The 15513-nt window shown below is 70.6% G+C and carries 15 protein-coding genes; 7 read left to right on the top strand and 8 right to left on the bottom strand.

Annotated features, from left to right (window positions below; all coding sequences use genetic code 11):
• Nucleotides 1-109 precede the first annotated feature (109 nt).
• Nucleotides 110-463 (bottom strand): hypothetical protein, encoded by a 354-nt coding sequence (locus WH85_RS20605; protein WP_045743562.1) that lies wholly within the window; start codon nt 461-463, stop codon nt 110-112.
• 251 nt (nt 464-714) lie between these two features.
• Here WH85_RS20605 and WH85_RS20600 point away from each other — a divergent pair, with 251 nt between their 5' ends.
• Nucleotides 715-1089: an oxidoreductase gene (locus WH85_RS20600; RefSeq protein ID WP_211275405.1), complete on the top strand. Its 375-nt coding sequence runs from the start codon at nt 715-717 to the stop codon at nt 1087-1089.
• A 10-nt stretch (nt 1090-1099) separates the two neighbouring features.
• Here WH85_RS20600 and WH85_RS20595 read toward each other — a convergent pair whose 3' ends face one another.
• Nucleotides 1100-2614 carry an FAD-dependent oxidoreductase gene (locus tag WH85_RS20595; RefSeq protein WP_045743560.1) on the bottom strand — a complete coding sequence of 505 codons (1515 nt, stop codon included), beginning with the start codon at nt 2612-2614 and terminating at the stop codon, nt 1100-1102.
• 79 nt (nt 2615-2693) lie between these two features.
• Between WH85_RS20595 and WH85_RS20590 the strand changes: the two genes are divergently transcribed.
• Complete coding sequence (locus tag WH85_RS20590; protein WP_157411117.1) at nt 2694-3290, top strand: TetR/AcrR family transcriptional regulator; 597 nt, start codon at nt 2694-2696, stop codon at nt 3288-3290.
• A 202-nt stretch (nt 3291-3492) separates the two neighbouring features.
• Here WH85_RS20590 and WH85_RS20585 read toward each other — a convergent pair whose 3' ends face one another.
• From WH85_RS20585 to WH85_RS20580, 3 genes are read right to left on the bottom strand one after another with little or no spacing between them, the layout of a single operon-like run.
• Nucleotides 3493-4575 (bottom strand): alanine racemase, encoded by a 1083-nt coding sequence (locus WH85_RS20585; protein ID WP_245674023.1) that lies wholly within the window; start codon nt 4573-4575, stop codon nt 3493-3495.
• Nucleotides 4576-4624: 49 nt separating this feature from the next.
• Nucleotides 4625-4762 (bottom strand): hypothetical protein, encoded by a 138-nt coding sequence (locus tag WH85_RS50580; RefSeq protein WP_157411116.1) that lies wholly within the window; start codon nt 4760-4762, stop codon nt 4625-4627.
• Between the two features lie 57 nt (nt 4763-4819).
• Nucleotides 4820-5704 carry an oxidoreductase gene (locus WH85_RS20580; protein WP_045743634.1) on the bottom strand — a complete coding sequence of 295 codons (885 nt, stop codon included), beginning with the start codon at nt 5702-5704 and terminating at the stop codon, nt 4820-4822.
• Nucleotides 5705-5752: 48 nt separating this feature from the next.
• Here WH85_RS20580 and WH85_RS48890 point away from each other — a divergent pair, with 48 nt between their 5' ends.
• Entirely contained in the window at nt 5753-6640 is an 888-nt protein-coding gene (locus tag WH85_RS48890; RefSeq protein WP_083449132.1) for a DUF2199 domain-containing protein, read from the top strand.
• 19 nt (nt 6641-6659) lie between these two features.
• Complete coding sequence (locus tag WH85_RS20570) at nt 6660-7577, top strand: alpha/beta fold hydrolase (RefSeq protein WP_045743558.1); 918 nt, start codon at nt 6660-6662, stop codon at nt 7575-7577.
• Here the strand turns inward: WH85_RS20570 and WH85_RS20565 are convergent.
• Nucleotides 7521-8087: a GNAT family N-acetyltransferase gene (locus WH85_RS20565; protein ID WP_045743557.1), complete on the bottom strand. Its 567-nt coding sequence runs from the start codon at nt 8085-8087 to the stop codon at nt 7521-7523. The two genes, WH85_RS20570 and WH85_RS20565, sit on opposite strands and share 57 nt — an antisense overlap.
• An 89-nt stretch (nt 8088-8176) precedes the next feature.
• Between WH85_RS20565 and WH85_RS20560 the strand changes: the two genes are divergently transcribed.
• Nucleotides 8177-9589: a family 43 glycosylhydrolase gene (locus WH85_RS20560; RefSeq protein ID WP_045743632.1), complete on the top strand. Its 1413-nt coding sequence runs from the start codon at nt 8177-8179 to the stop codon at nt 9587-9589.
• 47 nt (nt 9590-9636) lie between these two features.
• Here WH85_RS20560 and WH85_RS47140 read toward each other — a convergent pair whose 3' ends face one another.
• A complete protein-coding gene (locus WH85_RS47140) occupies nt 9637-11796 on the bottom strand; it encodes an amidase domain-containing protein (RefSeq protein ID WP_157411114.1) in 2160 nt (719 codons plus the stop codon).
• 440 nt (nt 11797-12236) lie between these two features.
• Between WH85_RS47140 and WH85_RS20550 the strand changes: the two genes are divergently transcribed.
• Nucleotides 12237-13271 (top strand): hypothetical protein, encoded by a 1035-nt coding sequence (locus WH85_RS20550; protein ID WP_045743556.1) that lies wholly within the window; start codon nt 12237-12239, stop codon nt 13269-13271.
• Nucleotides 13272-13616: 345 nt separating this feature from the next.
• Here WH85_RS20550 and WH85_RS20545 read toward each other — a convergent pair whose 3' ends face one another.
• On the bottom strand, nt 13617-14294 hold the full coding sequence (locus WH85_RS20545) for a TetR/AcrR family transcriptional regulator (protein ID WP_045743630.1): 678 nt from the start codon (nt 14292-14294) through the stop codon (nt 13617-13619).
• A 104-nt stretch (nt 14295-14398) separates the two neighbouring features.
• Here WH85_RS20545 and WH85_RS20540 point away from each other — a divergent pair, with 104 nt between their 5' ends.
• Nucleotides 14399-15217 (top strand): SDR family oxidoreductase, encoded by an 819-nt coding sequence (locus WH85_RS20540; protein ID WP_045743555.1) that lies wholly within the window; start codon nt 14399-14401, stop codon nt 15215-15217.
• Nucleotides 15218-15513 lie beyond the last annotated feature (296 nt).

Genomic DNA, 15513 nt, shown 5'->3' with positions numbered 1-15513 from the left:
TTCCTTCGATGCCCGGGAACGAGACTGACGGTGGCGGGACGGCACGCATCGCCATGACCCGCGGCCCGTGGCGGCGGCGTCAGCGATCAGCGGTCGTGCCGGGAACCTGTCAGCACCGGAACACCTGAAGGACGACGTGTAATGCGGGCTGCCGGCCGGTCGTCGCCGGCCGGGTGGTGCCGCGGTGCCCGCGGGGCGTGGGGGCCGAGACCTCGCAGACGACCTCGGACTCCACGTCGCTGACCGCTGCCGGAGCCTGGCGGTCGGGCAGGTTCACCCGTTCGGTCGCGGGCTCGTGCATCTCCGGCGCGGGCGGCTGCGGTTGGTAGCCGACCCGGCCGGTACACACCGTGGAGACCCGTCCGGCCGTGGCCCGGGGCTGCCCGTGGTGCGGCATGGACATGTGCAGGAGCAGCAGGAGGAAGGCCAGCAGAGCGACGGGGATCGCCGCGAGCCGTCGCATCCTCCACCTCCCCTGACATAAGCCCTTTATTGCGCATAAGGCTAGTGGGGAGAGGCGGCCCGGGTTCCGTCATCCACAATCCGGAAATCTCCTGTTCACACCGTCGCTCACGGACGTGTGACGGGAGATGCTGCCGCGAGGATCGCGGCCATCGGGACTTGAAGCTGACACTGGTGTCAACTCCTATGGTGGCGGCATGAATTCCGTCGCCGGCCTGTTCGAGCCCGCCGTCGCCGGTGGTGCCGCGGGAGATGACCGGCGCGGACATCCGGGCCACGGTCGCCGAGTTCGCCACCACCGCCCGGCGTGCCGTCGACGCGGGCTTCGCCGGGGTCGAGGTGCACAGCGCCAACGGCCACCTGCTGCACCAGTTCCTGCCCGCCGACCACATCCCGGCGGACGGGGGCCTGGCCGCGGCCGGGCGGTTGCTCACCGAGGGCGCCGACCTGACCGCCCTGGGCCGACCGTTCCTGGCCAACCCCGACCTGGTCGAGCGTCTGCGCACCGGCGCGCCGGTCAACCAGGTCCGCAACCGCCACCTGATGTACGTCGGCGGCGAGACCGGCTACACCGACTACCCGGCGCTGCCTTCGGGACCTTCAGCGCCTTCGGCGGTCTCGGCGTGAGGGTGCAGGCTCAGGAGACGAGGGAGCCGAGGTGCTTGCGCAGCCACTCCGATCGGGTGGCGGGGATCCGGGCGGCGAGGTAGCCGTCCGGGCGGACCAGGACGATCGTGCCCGGTGCGGCGCGGAACCGTTCGGCCGCCTGTCCCTGAGCGTCCTGGATCGCCCCGGAGCCGATGCGATGGACGTGGACGTCAGCGGGCAGCCCGGTGAGCAGCTCGGCGTCGGCACTGTCGTCGGAGAACAGCAGCACCGTCCAATGCGGGCCGCGGAAGAGGTCGAAGGTGCTGCCGGCGAACCCGGCGCCGCGCAGCCCGGTGGCGTACGGAGCACGCTCGGCCCGGATGCCGTCGAGGGACAGAGGGCTGTCCGGGTAGGCGATGGACAGCCCACTCGTGTCGGCGCCCATCCCTTCGAAGCCCTTGTTCACCCCGTCGACGCCGTGGACGGCGTTGGTCTCGAACTTGCGGATCTTCGCGGTGCTGGAGGCGAGCACGGCGGCGGCGACCGGGCGGCGCTCCTGCTCGTAGCTGTCCAGCAGGGATTCACCGGCCCCGGCCAGGACGGCGTCCAGTTTCCAGGCGAGGTTGAAGGCGTCCTGGACTCCGGTGTTCATGCCCTGACCGCCGGCCGGGGTGTGGGCGTGGGCGGCGTCACCGGCCAGCAGGACCCGGCCGGCGCGGTACCGGGCGGCCAGGCGTACGTTCGCGCGATAGAGCGACAGCCAGGTCGCCTCGGTGAGGACCACCCGTCCGGCGCCGAGGTGTTCGTCGAGCAGGCGCTGATACAGCTGCAGAGACGGCTCCTCCGGAGCGTCGTCGCCGGGCGTGATCATCGACTGCCATTGCCACAGATCCGTGGTCGGCAGCGGGGTCAGGCCGAGCGCGCCGCTCGCGGTGGGCAGGATGTACTGGCGGCCGTGATCGAGACCTTCCAGGCGGACATCACCCAGGTACCAGAGTTCCTCCACGGTGAAACCCTCGAAGGGGACCTGGAGTGCGCGCCGGATCGTGCTGCGGCCGCCGTCCGCGCCGACCACCCAGCGGGCGCGGATGGTCTCCGGGCCGCGTGGACTCTCGACGGCGACCGTCACGTGGTCGTCGCCCTGCTCCAGGCCGACCGCCCGGGTGCCGAACTCCACCGGTACGCCGTCGAGGGCGAGCCGATCGCGCAGCGGTCCCTCGACGTCGAACTCGGCGATCCAGAGCGTCTCCCGGTACGGGGTCGCCGTGGGGTCGGGAGCGGGGACGGTGATCGGCCCGCGGTCGGTGACCGTCCCGTCGGCGGTGATCATGCGGACCGGAATCCGGATCGCGCCCCGGGTCAGGATCTCGTCCGCGACGCCGAGGTCGTCGAAGATCTCCAGGCTGCGTGGCTGCAGCCCCTTGCCCCGCGAGGTGATGCTCGGGGCGTCGAAGCGCTCGATCACCCGGACGCCGACACCCCGGCGCGCCAGGTCGCAGGCGAGCGTGAGCCCTGTCGGCCCGGCGCCGACGACCAGAACGTCCGTCACGGCAACGGTGGACATGGTGGTACCTCCTTGTTCGTCTCTCTCGAGAAACAAAACTACACCGTGCAGTGTGAAAAGTCGACGTTAGGATGCGCTGGTGCCTGATCAACCGCTGCGGCCGAGCTCAGTACGCAAACGGGCCGCGATCCTCGACGCGGCGCGCGAGCGATTTCTGGCCGACGGATACGACCGAACCTCGGTGGACGCCGTGGCAGCCGCGGCCGGCGTGTCCAAACGAACGGTCTACGACCACTTCACGGACAAGGACGGGCTGTGCCGAGCCGTGTTCCAGACCGCCGCGACCACGCTCCTGGACACGGTGCGCCGAGCCGCCGGTGAGGAGCTACGCGTGGACCGCGATCTGCGGGAGGGGGCGCTGGCCTTCGCCCGCCGCATCGCCACCGGCACCTTCCGGTCCTCCGATTACGCCGTGGTCCGGACACTGATGGACCACGGCGATCTGACCGGGGTCAGTCCCGACCTGGCCGGCGAGCCCGAGCGGATCCTCGCGTCCCAGCTCAGCGTCCTGGCCGAGGCTGGGCTCGTCCGGCAGGGAAAGGCACAACGCACCGCCGAACACTTCGGGGCCCTGACGTTCATGCTCGCGCTCAACCAGCCCCACCTGGAGGAGAGCGCGATGGACGAGATCTTCGTCGACGGCGTGGACGCCTTCGTCCGCGCCTACGGTCAGTAACGCGCTAGACGTCTTTCGTGGTCAGCGTGCGAAGCCATCCGTGTGTTGACTTCTGGCGTCCAGAGCGCCCGAAGTCAACACACGCATGGGGGCGTGGTGATTACGGGCGGGCTGGACGCCTCAAGTCAATACACCCGTGGTGGGTGTGGTGTTTTCGGGCGTTCAGTGCGCCCGAAGTCACCACACGGACCCTGATGGACGGTCAGGTGTTGGCGCCGCGGGCGGTCACCGGCCAGCGGTCCACCACCTCGCCGCCGGTGACGACGATCAGTTCGTCGGCGAGGTTGACGGTGGCGCAGACGTGGTTGGGGACGACCCGGAGGCGCTCGCCCAAGCTCGGGACGTCGTGGCCGTCGGGCAGCACGACCGTGGCGTGATGCTCGGACAGGGCGGTGATCCGGGCCTCCGGACAGTCGAGCAGGCGGCCGCCGCCGGTCGCCCACGCCTGCTGGTCGGCGCCGAGGACCTTGCTGCCGGCGTCCACGATGAACCGCTGCCCGGAGCGGCTCACCACGGTCGCCGTCACGGTCAGCGCCACCTGGTCCCAGCCGCAGGTGCCCAACTCGACCTGCTGGGCGTCGCCGAACACGTACACGCCGGGGCGCATCTCGGTCAGGGTGCCGCCGGCCAGGCCCGCGGTGGGAGTGGAGCCGCCGCTGCGTACCGAGGCGTCCAGGCCGTGCGCGGTCAGGGCGGCGGCGGCCTCGGACAGCGCCGCGGACTCGTCCGCCACGGCGAGTGACTGGCGGCCCGGACCGTAGGCGTGACCGGGGAACGTGAACACACCGCGTACCGTCAAGCCTGCCTTGTCCGCGGCGACCGCGACCGCGCCGGCGGCCTCCGGGGCGACGCCGCTGCGATGGTGGCCACTGTCCACCTCGACCAGCACCTCCAGCCCCGGCACCGCGCGGCCCAGGGCTTCCGCGCTCTCCGCCGAGTCCACGCCGACCCGCAGGTTCACCTGTCCGGTCAGGGCGCGGAGCCGGGCGGTCTGCTCCGGCGAGGGCCAGATGGGGTACGCGATGAAGACGTCCCCGGCGTCCCGGAACACCTCGGCCTCACTCACCGTCGCCACGGTCAGCCCGGTCGCCCCCAGCGCCAACTGACGGCGGGCGATCTCCGGCGACTTGTGGGTCTTGGCGTGCGGACGCAGTGCCAGGCCGCGGGCGGCGGCGCGCTCGGCCATGCTCCGCAGGTTGGCGTCGAGCACGTCGGCGTCGACGGTCACGTAGGGCGTCAGCATGGGGACCTCCAGCTCGGCGTACGGCAGAACACCGATCTTCACAGACCGAGCGGATGACGCGGGGTGAGGCCGGGGGCGAGCAGGCCGATCGCTAAAGCCGGCCGCCGAGCAGGAACAGCTCGTCGATCCCGGCCGCCTCGGCGATCCGCGCCATCGTCAACGACTGGTAGTCACCCATGAGCGGTATGACCGCCCGCACCACGCGCTCGCGATTCCCGTCCGCAGCCATCCCGTCACGCTACGACGGCGACGCAAGGCGAACGCGCTACCGAAGGGCGTTCCGGTTCTACGCCGCGGCGTCGAGCAGCGACATCTCCTCCTCGGACAGGCGCAGAGCGCCGGCGGCCACGTTCTGGGCCAGGTGCTCCGGGTCGCCGGTGCCGGGGATGGCCAGCACGTGCGGACCCCGGTGCAATGTCCAGGCGATGCGTACCTGCGCCGGAGTCGCGCCGTGCGCGCGGGCTACGGCGAGGACAGCGGCGTCGGTGTCGTGGGCCCCCGCCTCGCGTCCGGCGGCGGCGATGGCGAAGAACGGCACGAAGGCGATGCCCTGCTCGCCGCAGGAACGGACCAGATCGTCCTGCGCGGCCCGATGGTGGCCGAGGCCGTACGAGTTCTGCACGCAGACCACCGGCGCGAGCGCCTGGGCCTGCGCGAGATGGCGGGCCTCGACGTTGGAGACGCCCAGGTGCCGGATCAGGCCGGCGTCCCGCAGCTCGGCCAACGCCCCGACATGGTCGGTGATCGAGTCGAGCCCCTTCTGCCGCAGGTTGACGACGTCGAGGTGGTCGCGGCCGAGCTGGCGCAGGTTCTCCTCGACCTGGCCGCGCAGTTGTTCGGGCCGGGCCAGCGGCAGCCAATTACCGGACGGGTCCCGGCCGGGGCCGACCTTCGTGGTGATGACCAGGTCGTCCGGGTAGGGCGCCAGAGCCCGGTTGATCAACTCGTTGGCAGAGCGCCGCGCGGAGAAGTAGAAGGCTGCGGTATCGATGTGGTTCACGCCGAGTTCCACCGCGCGGCGCAACACCGCGACCGCCCGGTCCCGGTCGCTCGGGCTGCCGTCGGCGTTCGCGGTCAGTCGCATCGCCCCGAAGCCGAGCCTGTTGACCGTCAGGTCCCCCAGCTGCCAGGTTCCCGACTGTGGTGCGGTGACGACGTCAGTGAAGGTCATCATCGGACCCTCTCACGTGCCCGGGCGTACCCGTGAGAGGGTTTCCGGATGGTTGATCATGTGCCGGGATGTTCGTGCTGCGGGGAGCCTCTGGATGCGACCGACCTCGACGTGCGGTCCGGGGTGCCGGACGCGTTCCTCGCGCTGACGCCGGAGCGGCGGGACCAGGCCTGGGGCGGCAACGACCTCAAGCGGCTCCCGGAGATCGGCGGGTTCGTGCGGTGCCTGATGCCGGTGCGGCTGGCCGGTGGGGGCAGCGTGACGTACTCGGTGTGGCTGAAGGTCGACGACGATCAGCTGCGGCACGCCAACGCGGTGTGGACGAAGCCCGAGTACACCGCGCTGCGGCTGACCGGTGAGGTCGCCAACGCGATCAAGCCGTGGCCGGAACTGATCGGGGAGTCGGCCACCGCTGAGGTTCGCGGGGAGACGGAGCTGCCCTACCTGGCCGGCGTCGACGGGAGTCTGCTGGCGCGGGTGCTCGGCGAGGAGTGGGACCGGGACCTGGTGCTCAGCCGGATCGCGCATCCGCTGCCGATGAGCGTGCGGCAGCCGGTGACCGCCGAGTGGTCGCTCGAGCGTACGGCCGGTCTCGGTCCGCGTGACGACGACGGTGTCACGGTGTTCGCCGGTCCGGGACGGACGGTGCGGGTCGAGGTGTTCGCCATGCCGGCGGGGGAGACGGCCGCGTCTGCCGTCGCGGCGCTGAGCGCGGGTCTCGCCGAGCGCTGCGCGGGCCGCCTGACCGAGAACGACGGTGACCTTCTGCGTGCGGCCTTCTGGCTGACGACGGCACACCACGAGTTCTACGGGTACGCCGCGACGGCCACCGGGGTCCTCTGCGTGACCTGCCTCCACGACGACGAGGACGACCTGGCCTGGGCCCGGCAAGTGTGGCGGTCCGCGACCCACGTGGGGGCGGCGCGCATCGCTTAGAATCGATGAGGAGGCCCTGATGCCCGTCGGTGAGTTCCGCAACGACCAGGCCCGCGACCGATTCCACGCCGTCCACCAGGAGCTGATGGACCGGCTCTGGCCGCCCGAGTCGGTCCCCTCCGACGTGGACACCGGTTTCGGCACCACCCGCGTGCACCGGCTGGGCGGGGGTGCCGGCGACGGTGTGCCGTTCGTGCTGCTCCCGGGCTCGGGCGGGCCGTCGCTGATGTGGCACGCCTACGTGCGGCGGCTCGCCGCGTCCCGCCCGGTGATCGCCGTCGACCCGGTCGGCGAGCCGGGGCCGTCCGTGCAGACCCGCGCGATCGACAGTGGCGCGGACTGGTCGCGGTGGCTCGGCGAGGTGCTGTCCGGGCTGGGCGTCCGGCAGGCCCACCTGGTCGGGACCTCCTACGGCGGCTGGGTCGCCCTCTGTCACTCGCTGCACGCGCCGGAGTCCGTCGCGAGTCTGTCGCTGTTCGACCCGGGCGGGTTCGGGGAGGTCAGCCGCGGGTTCATCGTCTGGATGATCGCGGGCGGGCTGACCACGTTCACGCCCCGGCCGGTGCGGCACGCGCTGGCTCGTACCCTGCGGAACGTGACCCTGCGCGACGACGACGCGGTGCGGCTGGTCAAGGCGACGTTCGGGTTCCGGCGCCGGCACATCCTGCCGACGCCGCTCACCGACGGCGACCTGGCCCGGATCACCGCGCCGACGCTGCTGGTGGTCGGCGGGCACAGTCAGCTCTACGATGCCCGGCAGGTCGCCGCGCGGGTCACCGCCCACATGCCGCACGCGGTCGCCGAGATCGTCCCCGGTGCCGCTCACGACCTGGTGATGTGGGAGCCCGGCGAGCGCGCCGACCGGGTCGTGCGGTTCGCGTCAGGGGCGGTTCGCCCCGGGCCAGGGGCCGGGGGTGGCGGCGGGCTCGTCGACTGAGGTCACGTCGGTGCGATACAGCTCCATACCCCGCGCCTGATAGTTGGCCAGCGCGGCCGGGCCGTCCCAGCTACAGGTGTGCACCCACACCCGGCCGACCGGGGGCCGGTCCGGCCAGCGGCCGGGCAGCCGCCACGCCTCGGTCAGGGTGGTGGTGAGCAGGTGGCCGCCGATCCGCTGCCCGGCGAACTGGGGGAGCAGACCGAAATAGGCGATCTCGACCTCGCCGGGGGTGCGGCCGTCCAGTTCGGCATACCCGGCGGGAGTGCCCCGGACCGACACCATCCAGGTCTCCACGCCGGGCGCCGTCACCCAGTCCTGCCACTGCTGCCAGTCCCAGCCCAGACGGTCGGTCCAGTGCCAGCCGCCGCCGACCGCGGTGTAGAGGTAGCGGTTGAGTTCGACGCTGGGCACCTCGGCGCGCCGGATCTCCACCGGGACCTCCGGCTGTCGCGCGGGGTGGATCCGGGACGGGTCGGTCTGTTCCAGGTACCAGGTCGTGAGCTCCACCCCCCGATCATCGCTGATCGACAAACTTCTCTTGACAGAAATCCCGCGGAAATGACCATGATGAAGATCCATCGATGGCGGGAGACTTCATGATTCAGTTCCGTGCCCGGTTCGGATCGACGGGTTCGGCGGCCGTCGCCGTCGCCGTCGCCTCGGTGATGCTGGTCCCGGGTTTGGTCGCCGGCGCGTTGTCGTCGGCGGCGGGTCTGCGCACGGCGGCGGTGGCCCCGGCCGTCATCAGGCCGGTCATCGATCAGAACTTCGCGGACCCGGACGTCATGAAGGTCGGCGGCACCTACTACGCGTACGCGACCAACAGCGACGGCCGGAACATCAAGTGGGCGACCTCCACCGACCTGGTCACCTGGCAGGTGCGGGAGAGCGACGCGCTGCCCGCCCTGGGCGCCTGGGTGGATCCGGACTGGTCGTTCCCGCCCGGCGGGTCCGGCGACCACGGCGTCTGGGCGCCGGAGGTGTTCGCGACCGGGCCGCGCAGTTTCGTCATGTGGTACACCGCGCACGACCGGGCCTCCGGCAAGCAGTGCATCGGTGCGGCCACCGCCACCGCGCCGGGCGGGCCGTTCCAACCACAGGACACCTCCCTCGTCTGTACGCCGGAGATCGGTGGCGCGATCGACGCGTCCTCGTACGCCGAGAACGGCCGCCGTTACCTGCTGTGGAAGAACGACGGCAACTGCTGCTCCCAGGACACCTGGCTGCACCTGCAGCAGGTCAGCGCGGACGGGTTGCGCCGCACCGGGCCGGTGACTCAGCTGATCAAGCAGAGCAAGCCGTTCGAGGGCACCCTCGTGGAGGCGCCGACACTGTGGAAGCACGCCGGCACGTACGTGCTGTTCTACTCGGCGAACTTCTTCGGCAACGGCAGCTACGTGAGCGGCTACGCCACCTCGGCCAGTCTGCGCGGACCGTACACGAAAGCGGAGAAGCCCCTGATGACCACCGATGCCTTCGCCGGTGACGTGCGCGGTCCCGGCGGCCAGGACATCGTGACCGGACCGGACGGCCGGGACCGGATCGTGTTCCACGGCTGGAACGCGGACTTCACCTACCGGGCGGTGTATTCGCAGCGGCTCGACTGGCAGGGCAGCCGGCCGATCGTGGCCGGGGCGAAGATCCGTTACGAGGCCGAGGACGCCGCTTTCACCCGTGCCAACGCGCGCTACGCGGCGGGCGGGGCGAGCAACGGCGTCGTCGTCGGCGGCATCGATTTCGCCGACAGCCGGATCACGTTCACCGTGCATGTGCCGCGGGCCGGCACCTACCGGCTCTTCAGCCGGTACGCGAACGGTTCGGACGCCGGTGCGGCCGGCCACACCCTGACCGTGAACGGGGTCGACGCCGGCACCGTGGACTATCCCGTGACGGGCTGGGACAACTGGCAGATCAGCGAGCGGTCGATCACGCTCAAGGCAGGGGACAATCTCGTCGCGTACGCGAAGGGGACGAATTTCGCCGAGCTGGACGCGATCGACGTCGCCTGACCCCGACGCGGGCCCGGCCGTTGCGGCCGGGCCCGCCGTCCGGTTCCCTACGTGCGGTAGGCGTAGAACCAGCCGTTCGGATAAGCCTTCAGGAACGAGCTGAGCGGCTTGTCCAAGGTGTTGTTGGTGTGATAGCTGAGATAGATCTCTTTCTTGGTCACCTTGGTGACGATGGTGGTGTGGTCGATCCGGCCGTCCCGGTTGAAGTCGACCTGCAGGACGTCGGCCAGGCTCAGCTGCCACACGTTGGTCAGGGCCTTGGTGCGGCGGGGCGCGAAGCGGGACCAGCGCTCGGCCGAGGTCCAGGTGTACGTCTGGTTGGCCCAGTTGTACCACCAGTTCTTGTCACTGCGGTACCAGCCGGTGTCGTTCTTCCAGCCGCCGGCCCGCAGCGCCTGGGACACGAAGTTGGTGCAGTCGCCGCCCTTCTTGGTGAAATCGCGGTAGTCCTTGTTGCGGTTCTTCGCGTATTTCCGGGCGTACTTGACGATGCAGCTGTAACACAGGCCCTTCGGGATGGCCTGGGCCGAGAAGGTCCCCTCGGCCGTGGTGTCGTCGACCTTCTCCACCGTGCCCACCGGGTCGCTGCCGGCGACCGTGGCCTGCACCGCATCCGGGTAGATCATTCCGTCCGCCGCGTTGTAGCTCTCCGACGGGTCGCTGTCGTAGAGCGCCTCGTCGTCGGTCGCCGCGGTCGCCTCCTCGACGGACGGCGGGATCACCGTGCTGATCCGGCCGGCCGGTTCGGTGACCGGCGGCAGGTGCGCGCCGTATGTCAGGGACTCGTCCGCGAGCTTGTACGCCGAGCCGTCCCGGACGAAGACGAAGACCCGGTTCGCCTGGTACTCGTTGGCGGGTTCGTCGCTGCCCGCGGCCGGGGTCAGGGCCGCCGACTCGACCGTCCAGTAGTACGCCTCGTTGCCGCTGCCGCTGAGCTGCACCATGCCCTCGTCCACGGTGACGGTGGAGGACACGTACGACAGGCCGTCGGCGGCGAGCGCCGCCCGGGCCTGGGCCAGCTCGCCCGCGCCGGTCGCCTCCTGCGCGGCCATGCCGGTCCACAGCGGGACCGTGCCGGACGGGTTCTCGCCGGTGATGGCCGCGGCCCGGTTCTTCAGGAAGGTCAGGGCCAGCGGTTCCAGAGTGGCCATCGCGGTCGTCTCGGCCGCGGTCATCGCCCGGTCGGGCTGCTCGGCCACGTCCTCCGCGCCGCGGCCCACACCGAACTGGTGGTAGCCGAGCGCCGAGGTCAGGTTGCCCGCGGCGTCGAACGCCCGCACGTAGAGACGGTTCATGCCACCCCGGCCCGGGGTGAGCGTGACGGTGGCGGTGCCGTCGGCGGCCGCGGCCACCTTGGACGTGGGTGACGTGTTGTTGAGCGCGTACAGGTACGCCGTGGCGGTCTGCCCGGGCGGCGGCGACAGCGTGAACGTGCCCGCCGTGCCGGCCGCCCCCGACCAGGTGTCCCGCGGGTAGGTCGCCGACGTCGCGGTCGCGGCCGCGGTGACACCGGTGTCGACGGTGAACCGGCACAGGCCGCTCCACGGGCTCCACAGCGTCGCCCCGTCGGTGGCGCGGGCCCGCCAGGAATATCCGGTGCCGTTCGCCAGCGCGCCGGCCGGGACGGTCACCGAGCCGGTGCCGCCGGACGCCACCGTGGCGCTGATCCCGCCGCCGACCAGGGTGGCGCCGTCGGCGGTCCACCACTCGAACTCGGCCCGGGCCGGATCGCCCTGCGGGTCGGTGACCACCGCGGAGAACGACGGCCGGGTGGTGGCGAGCACCGGTCCGGAGCCGGACGTGACGCAGGTGGTCGCCGGGACACTGGACCGGGCGCCGACCGCGGGCTGCCCGGTGAAGACGCACTCCTTGACCGGGGTGCTCGTGTCAGCATCCGAGGAGAGATTCACCGACGTCAGGTGCGTCTCGTAGATCCAGCCGTAGTCGGTGGTGCCGTCGACCCGGGCGTACCACCATTTGTTGTCGTACGAATTCATCGTGTAGCACCAGAAGTAGAGGCGGGTTCCCGCCTTCACCCCGTCCGTGGAGGTCTTGGCGCAGTCACCGTACGGGCCGGTCTTCAGCGGGTACGTGTCGAGCATCAGAGCGCTGCCGTTGCCGTTGGTCGTGGTGGCGAACTCGGCGCAGTCCGGCGGGACCGCCCCGGCCGCGCCGGGCGACACGACACTCAGGCCGATCGTCGCCATCAAGGCCACCAGAACGGCCGAAAGCCATCGTCGAGTGTGGTGGGTTGCTTTCCCCATGCGATTCCCCATGATTTGCCGTCGCTCCCGGTTCGGGCGTCCGGTCGGCAAGATCGTAAGGCATGAATGGCAAATTAGCGAATTCGTAAATGGTTAAGTAAAGCCTTATCGAATGCACATCACAATTCTTTCTGTTATGCCAGGGGTGTTCGACCCTCAATTCCCGGCGCGCTCGTGGAGGACACTGTGGACGAGGGTGCGGGCCGGGCGCTGCGCCTGATGTGGGCCGCGTACGCGTGCGGTCAGGCCGGCTCGGGGATCGGCGCGGGGGCGCTGCCGCTCGTCGTCGTCCTGCTGGCCGGTGTCGTCATTCTGCCTGGACCACCCGATGGCCGCCGTCCTGACATCTTCCGGGTGGTTGCGAGGTGGGGCACTCTGGAGGGATGGGGCAGTCCATCAGGTACGAGCGGAAGCTGAAGGAAGCGGTGCGCACCTCCTGGCTCGCTGTGCTGGGTGTGGTCGTCGGAGGGTTCTTGATCTCCTGGGCGTTGATGCAGGGCCGCGTGCCGTGGGCCGCCGGCATCGCCCTGGCCATCGCGGTGATCGTGGTGTATCCGCTGGGGATCCTCCTCTTCCTGGTCCTGCCGATCTCGGAGACGTCACTGCGGGCACAGATCGCCGACGCCGGGTCCGCGGAGGCGGGTCCGCTGTACGTGAAGCTCGCCGCTCGGCGGGCGGCCGATGGTGACCACGACGAGCAGATCTGGCTGCTGCGCCGGGCGGTGGACTGCGGCGACCGGGACGGCTACCGGATGCTGCTGGCGACGCTCACCGAGCACGGCGAACCGTCCGACGTGACGGATCTGCGGTGCCGCGTCGTGAGCCGGGGCGGTGGTCTGCGCCCGGACGACCCGCTCGGCACGCCCTGGCCGGGCATCGACGGGGAGGCGCTGCTGGCCGTCGCCGACCGGGAGCGGCATGTGCTCACCGAGCCCTCCGCCGCCCTGCGCAGCCTCGATGTTCTGCTGACGGCGGCGGGCCGCCCCGATCCGGAGGTGTGGCGTGCTCTGGTCGGGGCCAGGGCGAAGGGCTTCCACCTGCGGTTGGCGCGGCATCTGGCCGGGAGCGGCCGGTTCGCCGAGGCCGTCGCTCTGATCCGGGACGGGGACCCCGGCACCCGGCCGGCCTTCCCGGAGGCCGAGGAGTTCTTGCTGGAGCACGGCCTGGTGGCCGAACTGGAGGAGGATGCCCGGCTGCGGTGGACGAAGGGCAAGGACGCCCACGCCCTGGCCGCGCTGCGCCGACTGCTCGCCGGCCAGGACCGGCACGGCGAGCTCGCCCGGTTGCCCAGCGAGGTGGTGGTGGCGAGCCCCGCAAACGCGCAACCGCAGGGCAGGTGGACCGGTGTGAGCGCGTCCGCGATGCCGTCCGCCACGCCGCCGGGTGGTTACAGCAGCTACCCCGGCGGCGGCTGCTGACCTGCGGGCCGGAGTAAGTCGTCGAGGGCCTCGGTGAAACGGGCCGTGTAGCGCCCGCAGTCGTCGAGGACCACGCCGGTGAGCCGCATACAGTGCCGGGGTGAATCAGGCGACGATCGCGATAGTTCACCGCGATCGGCGCGGCGCTCGGACTGCTGACGGCCGCACTGGCGACCTCGGCCCTCCCTGCGTCCGCCGCGATCGAGACCAGGATCGACATCGGCCGCACTATCTACCAGGACGACTTCATCAAGAGTTCGGGAAGCCCGGCCGTCCTCGACGTCCCGGTGACCCTGTGCGGCATTCCCCGCCTTCGCCGCCGCTGAGTCCGCCGCCGCTCACCGGTCAGCCGTGGCGGACTCCATTGATCAGCAGGGTCAGGCCCCGCTCGTAGTAGTCCTGCTCGTCCGGGACCTCCAGGAAGAAGTCGGCGGTCTCGGTCAGGTGCGGATAGTCCTGCGACGGCAGGGACTTCAGCTTCGCGCGCTTGTCGGCGAGCAGCTTCGCGCGCAGGGCCGGGTCGGGCACCGCGACGTCGCCGGGCTGGTTGGTCACCAGGCCGATCAGGGTGGTGAGGATCAGGATGCTCAGCTGGGCCGCCGCCACCGGGGGGTGGCCGTCGGCGCGGAGCAGACCGAGGACGCGTTCGCCCAGGTCGAGGCCGGCGGGCGTCCGCATGAGCCGGATCGGCATGATCTCGGCGAGCGCCGGGTGGGCGCGTAGGACGCGCAGCACCGCCGTCATCACCGCCCGCAGCTCGGGGCCGTCGCCCGGAGCGGAACCGTCGCCCCGGCTGGGGCCGTCGCTCAGGTCGATCTCGCCGAGGACCCGTTCGACGAGGGCGTCGAGCAGGGCGTCCTTGTCCTTGAAATGCCAGTAGAGGGCCATCGGCGTGACACCGAACGCGGTGGCGACCCGGCGCAGGGTGACCGCGTCGAGGCCGTCGGTGTCGGCGATGGCGAGGGCGGCGGCCAGCACGTCGGTGCGGTCGAGGCGTTCGGAGGCCGGTGGTCGGGGTGCCATGCGGTTCACTATATCTCGTATAGCTGGGCCGTTGACGATCGTTCCCGGCTCCGACTACGGTCGCTATACGCCGTAAATTTACGGCATATAGTTAAGGGGTCGACATGACACGGACCGTTCTCGTCACCGGCAGCTCGTCCGGCTTCGGCCGCGCCACGGTGCGCACGTTCCTCGCCCAGGGGTGGAACGTCGTCGCGACACTGCGCGACCCGGCCGCCTGGGACGGTGAGGCATCCGACCGACTGCTGGTGCGGGCTTTGGACGTACGCGATGAATCCTCGATCGATACGGCGGTGACCGCCGCGACCCAGCGTTTCGGGCACCTGGACGCGGTGGTCAACAACGCCGGGATGGGACTGTTCTCGGTTTTCGAGACGACCCCGCAGAGCGTCATCGACGACCTTTTCCAGACCAATGTGTACGGGCCGATGCGCGTCATCCGTGCCGTGCTGCCCGTGTTCCAGGCCCAGGGTGGTGGCCGGATCGTGAACGTGACCTCCAGCAGTGCGACCGTTCCGACCCCGTTGCAGGCGGCCTATGGCGCGTCGAAGGCGGCGCTGACGGTGTTCTCCGAGGGGCTCGAATACGAGTTGGCCGATCAGAACATCCAGGTCCGGACGGTCGAGCCGGGATTCGTGCCGACGACCGGATTCTTCACGCAGACCAGTGCGCGGTTCGCGAGCATCCCGGCGCCGGAGGCGTACCTGCCGTACATCCAGAAGCAGATCGCCGCCTTCGACGTCCAGCCGCCGGCCGGATATCTCGCCACCGAGGACGACGTGGCCGCGACCGTGTTCACCGCGGCCACCGACGAGAGCGGCCTGACCCGTTTCCGGGTCGGCGGCGACACCCTGGACGGCGCCGCCGCCCGCCGGCAGTCCGACGCCGACTACGACGCGTGGCGAACCGCCCAGTTCGCCTGAACACGTTTCGTGGTCAGGGTGCGAAGCCCGTCCGCGTGGTGATTTCGGGCGCGCTGGACGCCCGTAATCACCACACCGGTGGGGGTGTGGTGAATACGGGCGGGCTGAACGCCCCAAGTCACCACGCCCGTGGTGGGGTGTGGTGTTTTCGGGCGGGATGGGTGGCTGTCACCACGCAGACCCCGATGACGAAACGTGGCTAGTGTCCTGCGCCGGAAATTCGGTCACAAAATCTGGCGATTGATTCGAGGATCTCCTCGGCGGTCTTGGTCCAGATGAACGGGCGCGGGTTGGCG

The sequence above is a fragment of the Actinoplanes rectilineatus genome, from assembly GCF_000962825.1.
GTDB classification, from domain to species: Bacteria; Actinomycetota; Actinomycetes; order Mycobacteriales; family Micromonosporaceae; genus Actinoplanes; species Actinoplanes rectilineatus.
The sequence above is the reverse complement of the archived record's forward strand: the minus strand, read 5'-3'. Positions and strand labels throughout refer to the sequence as shown.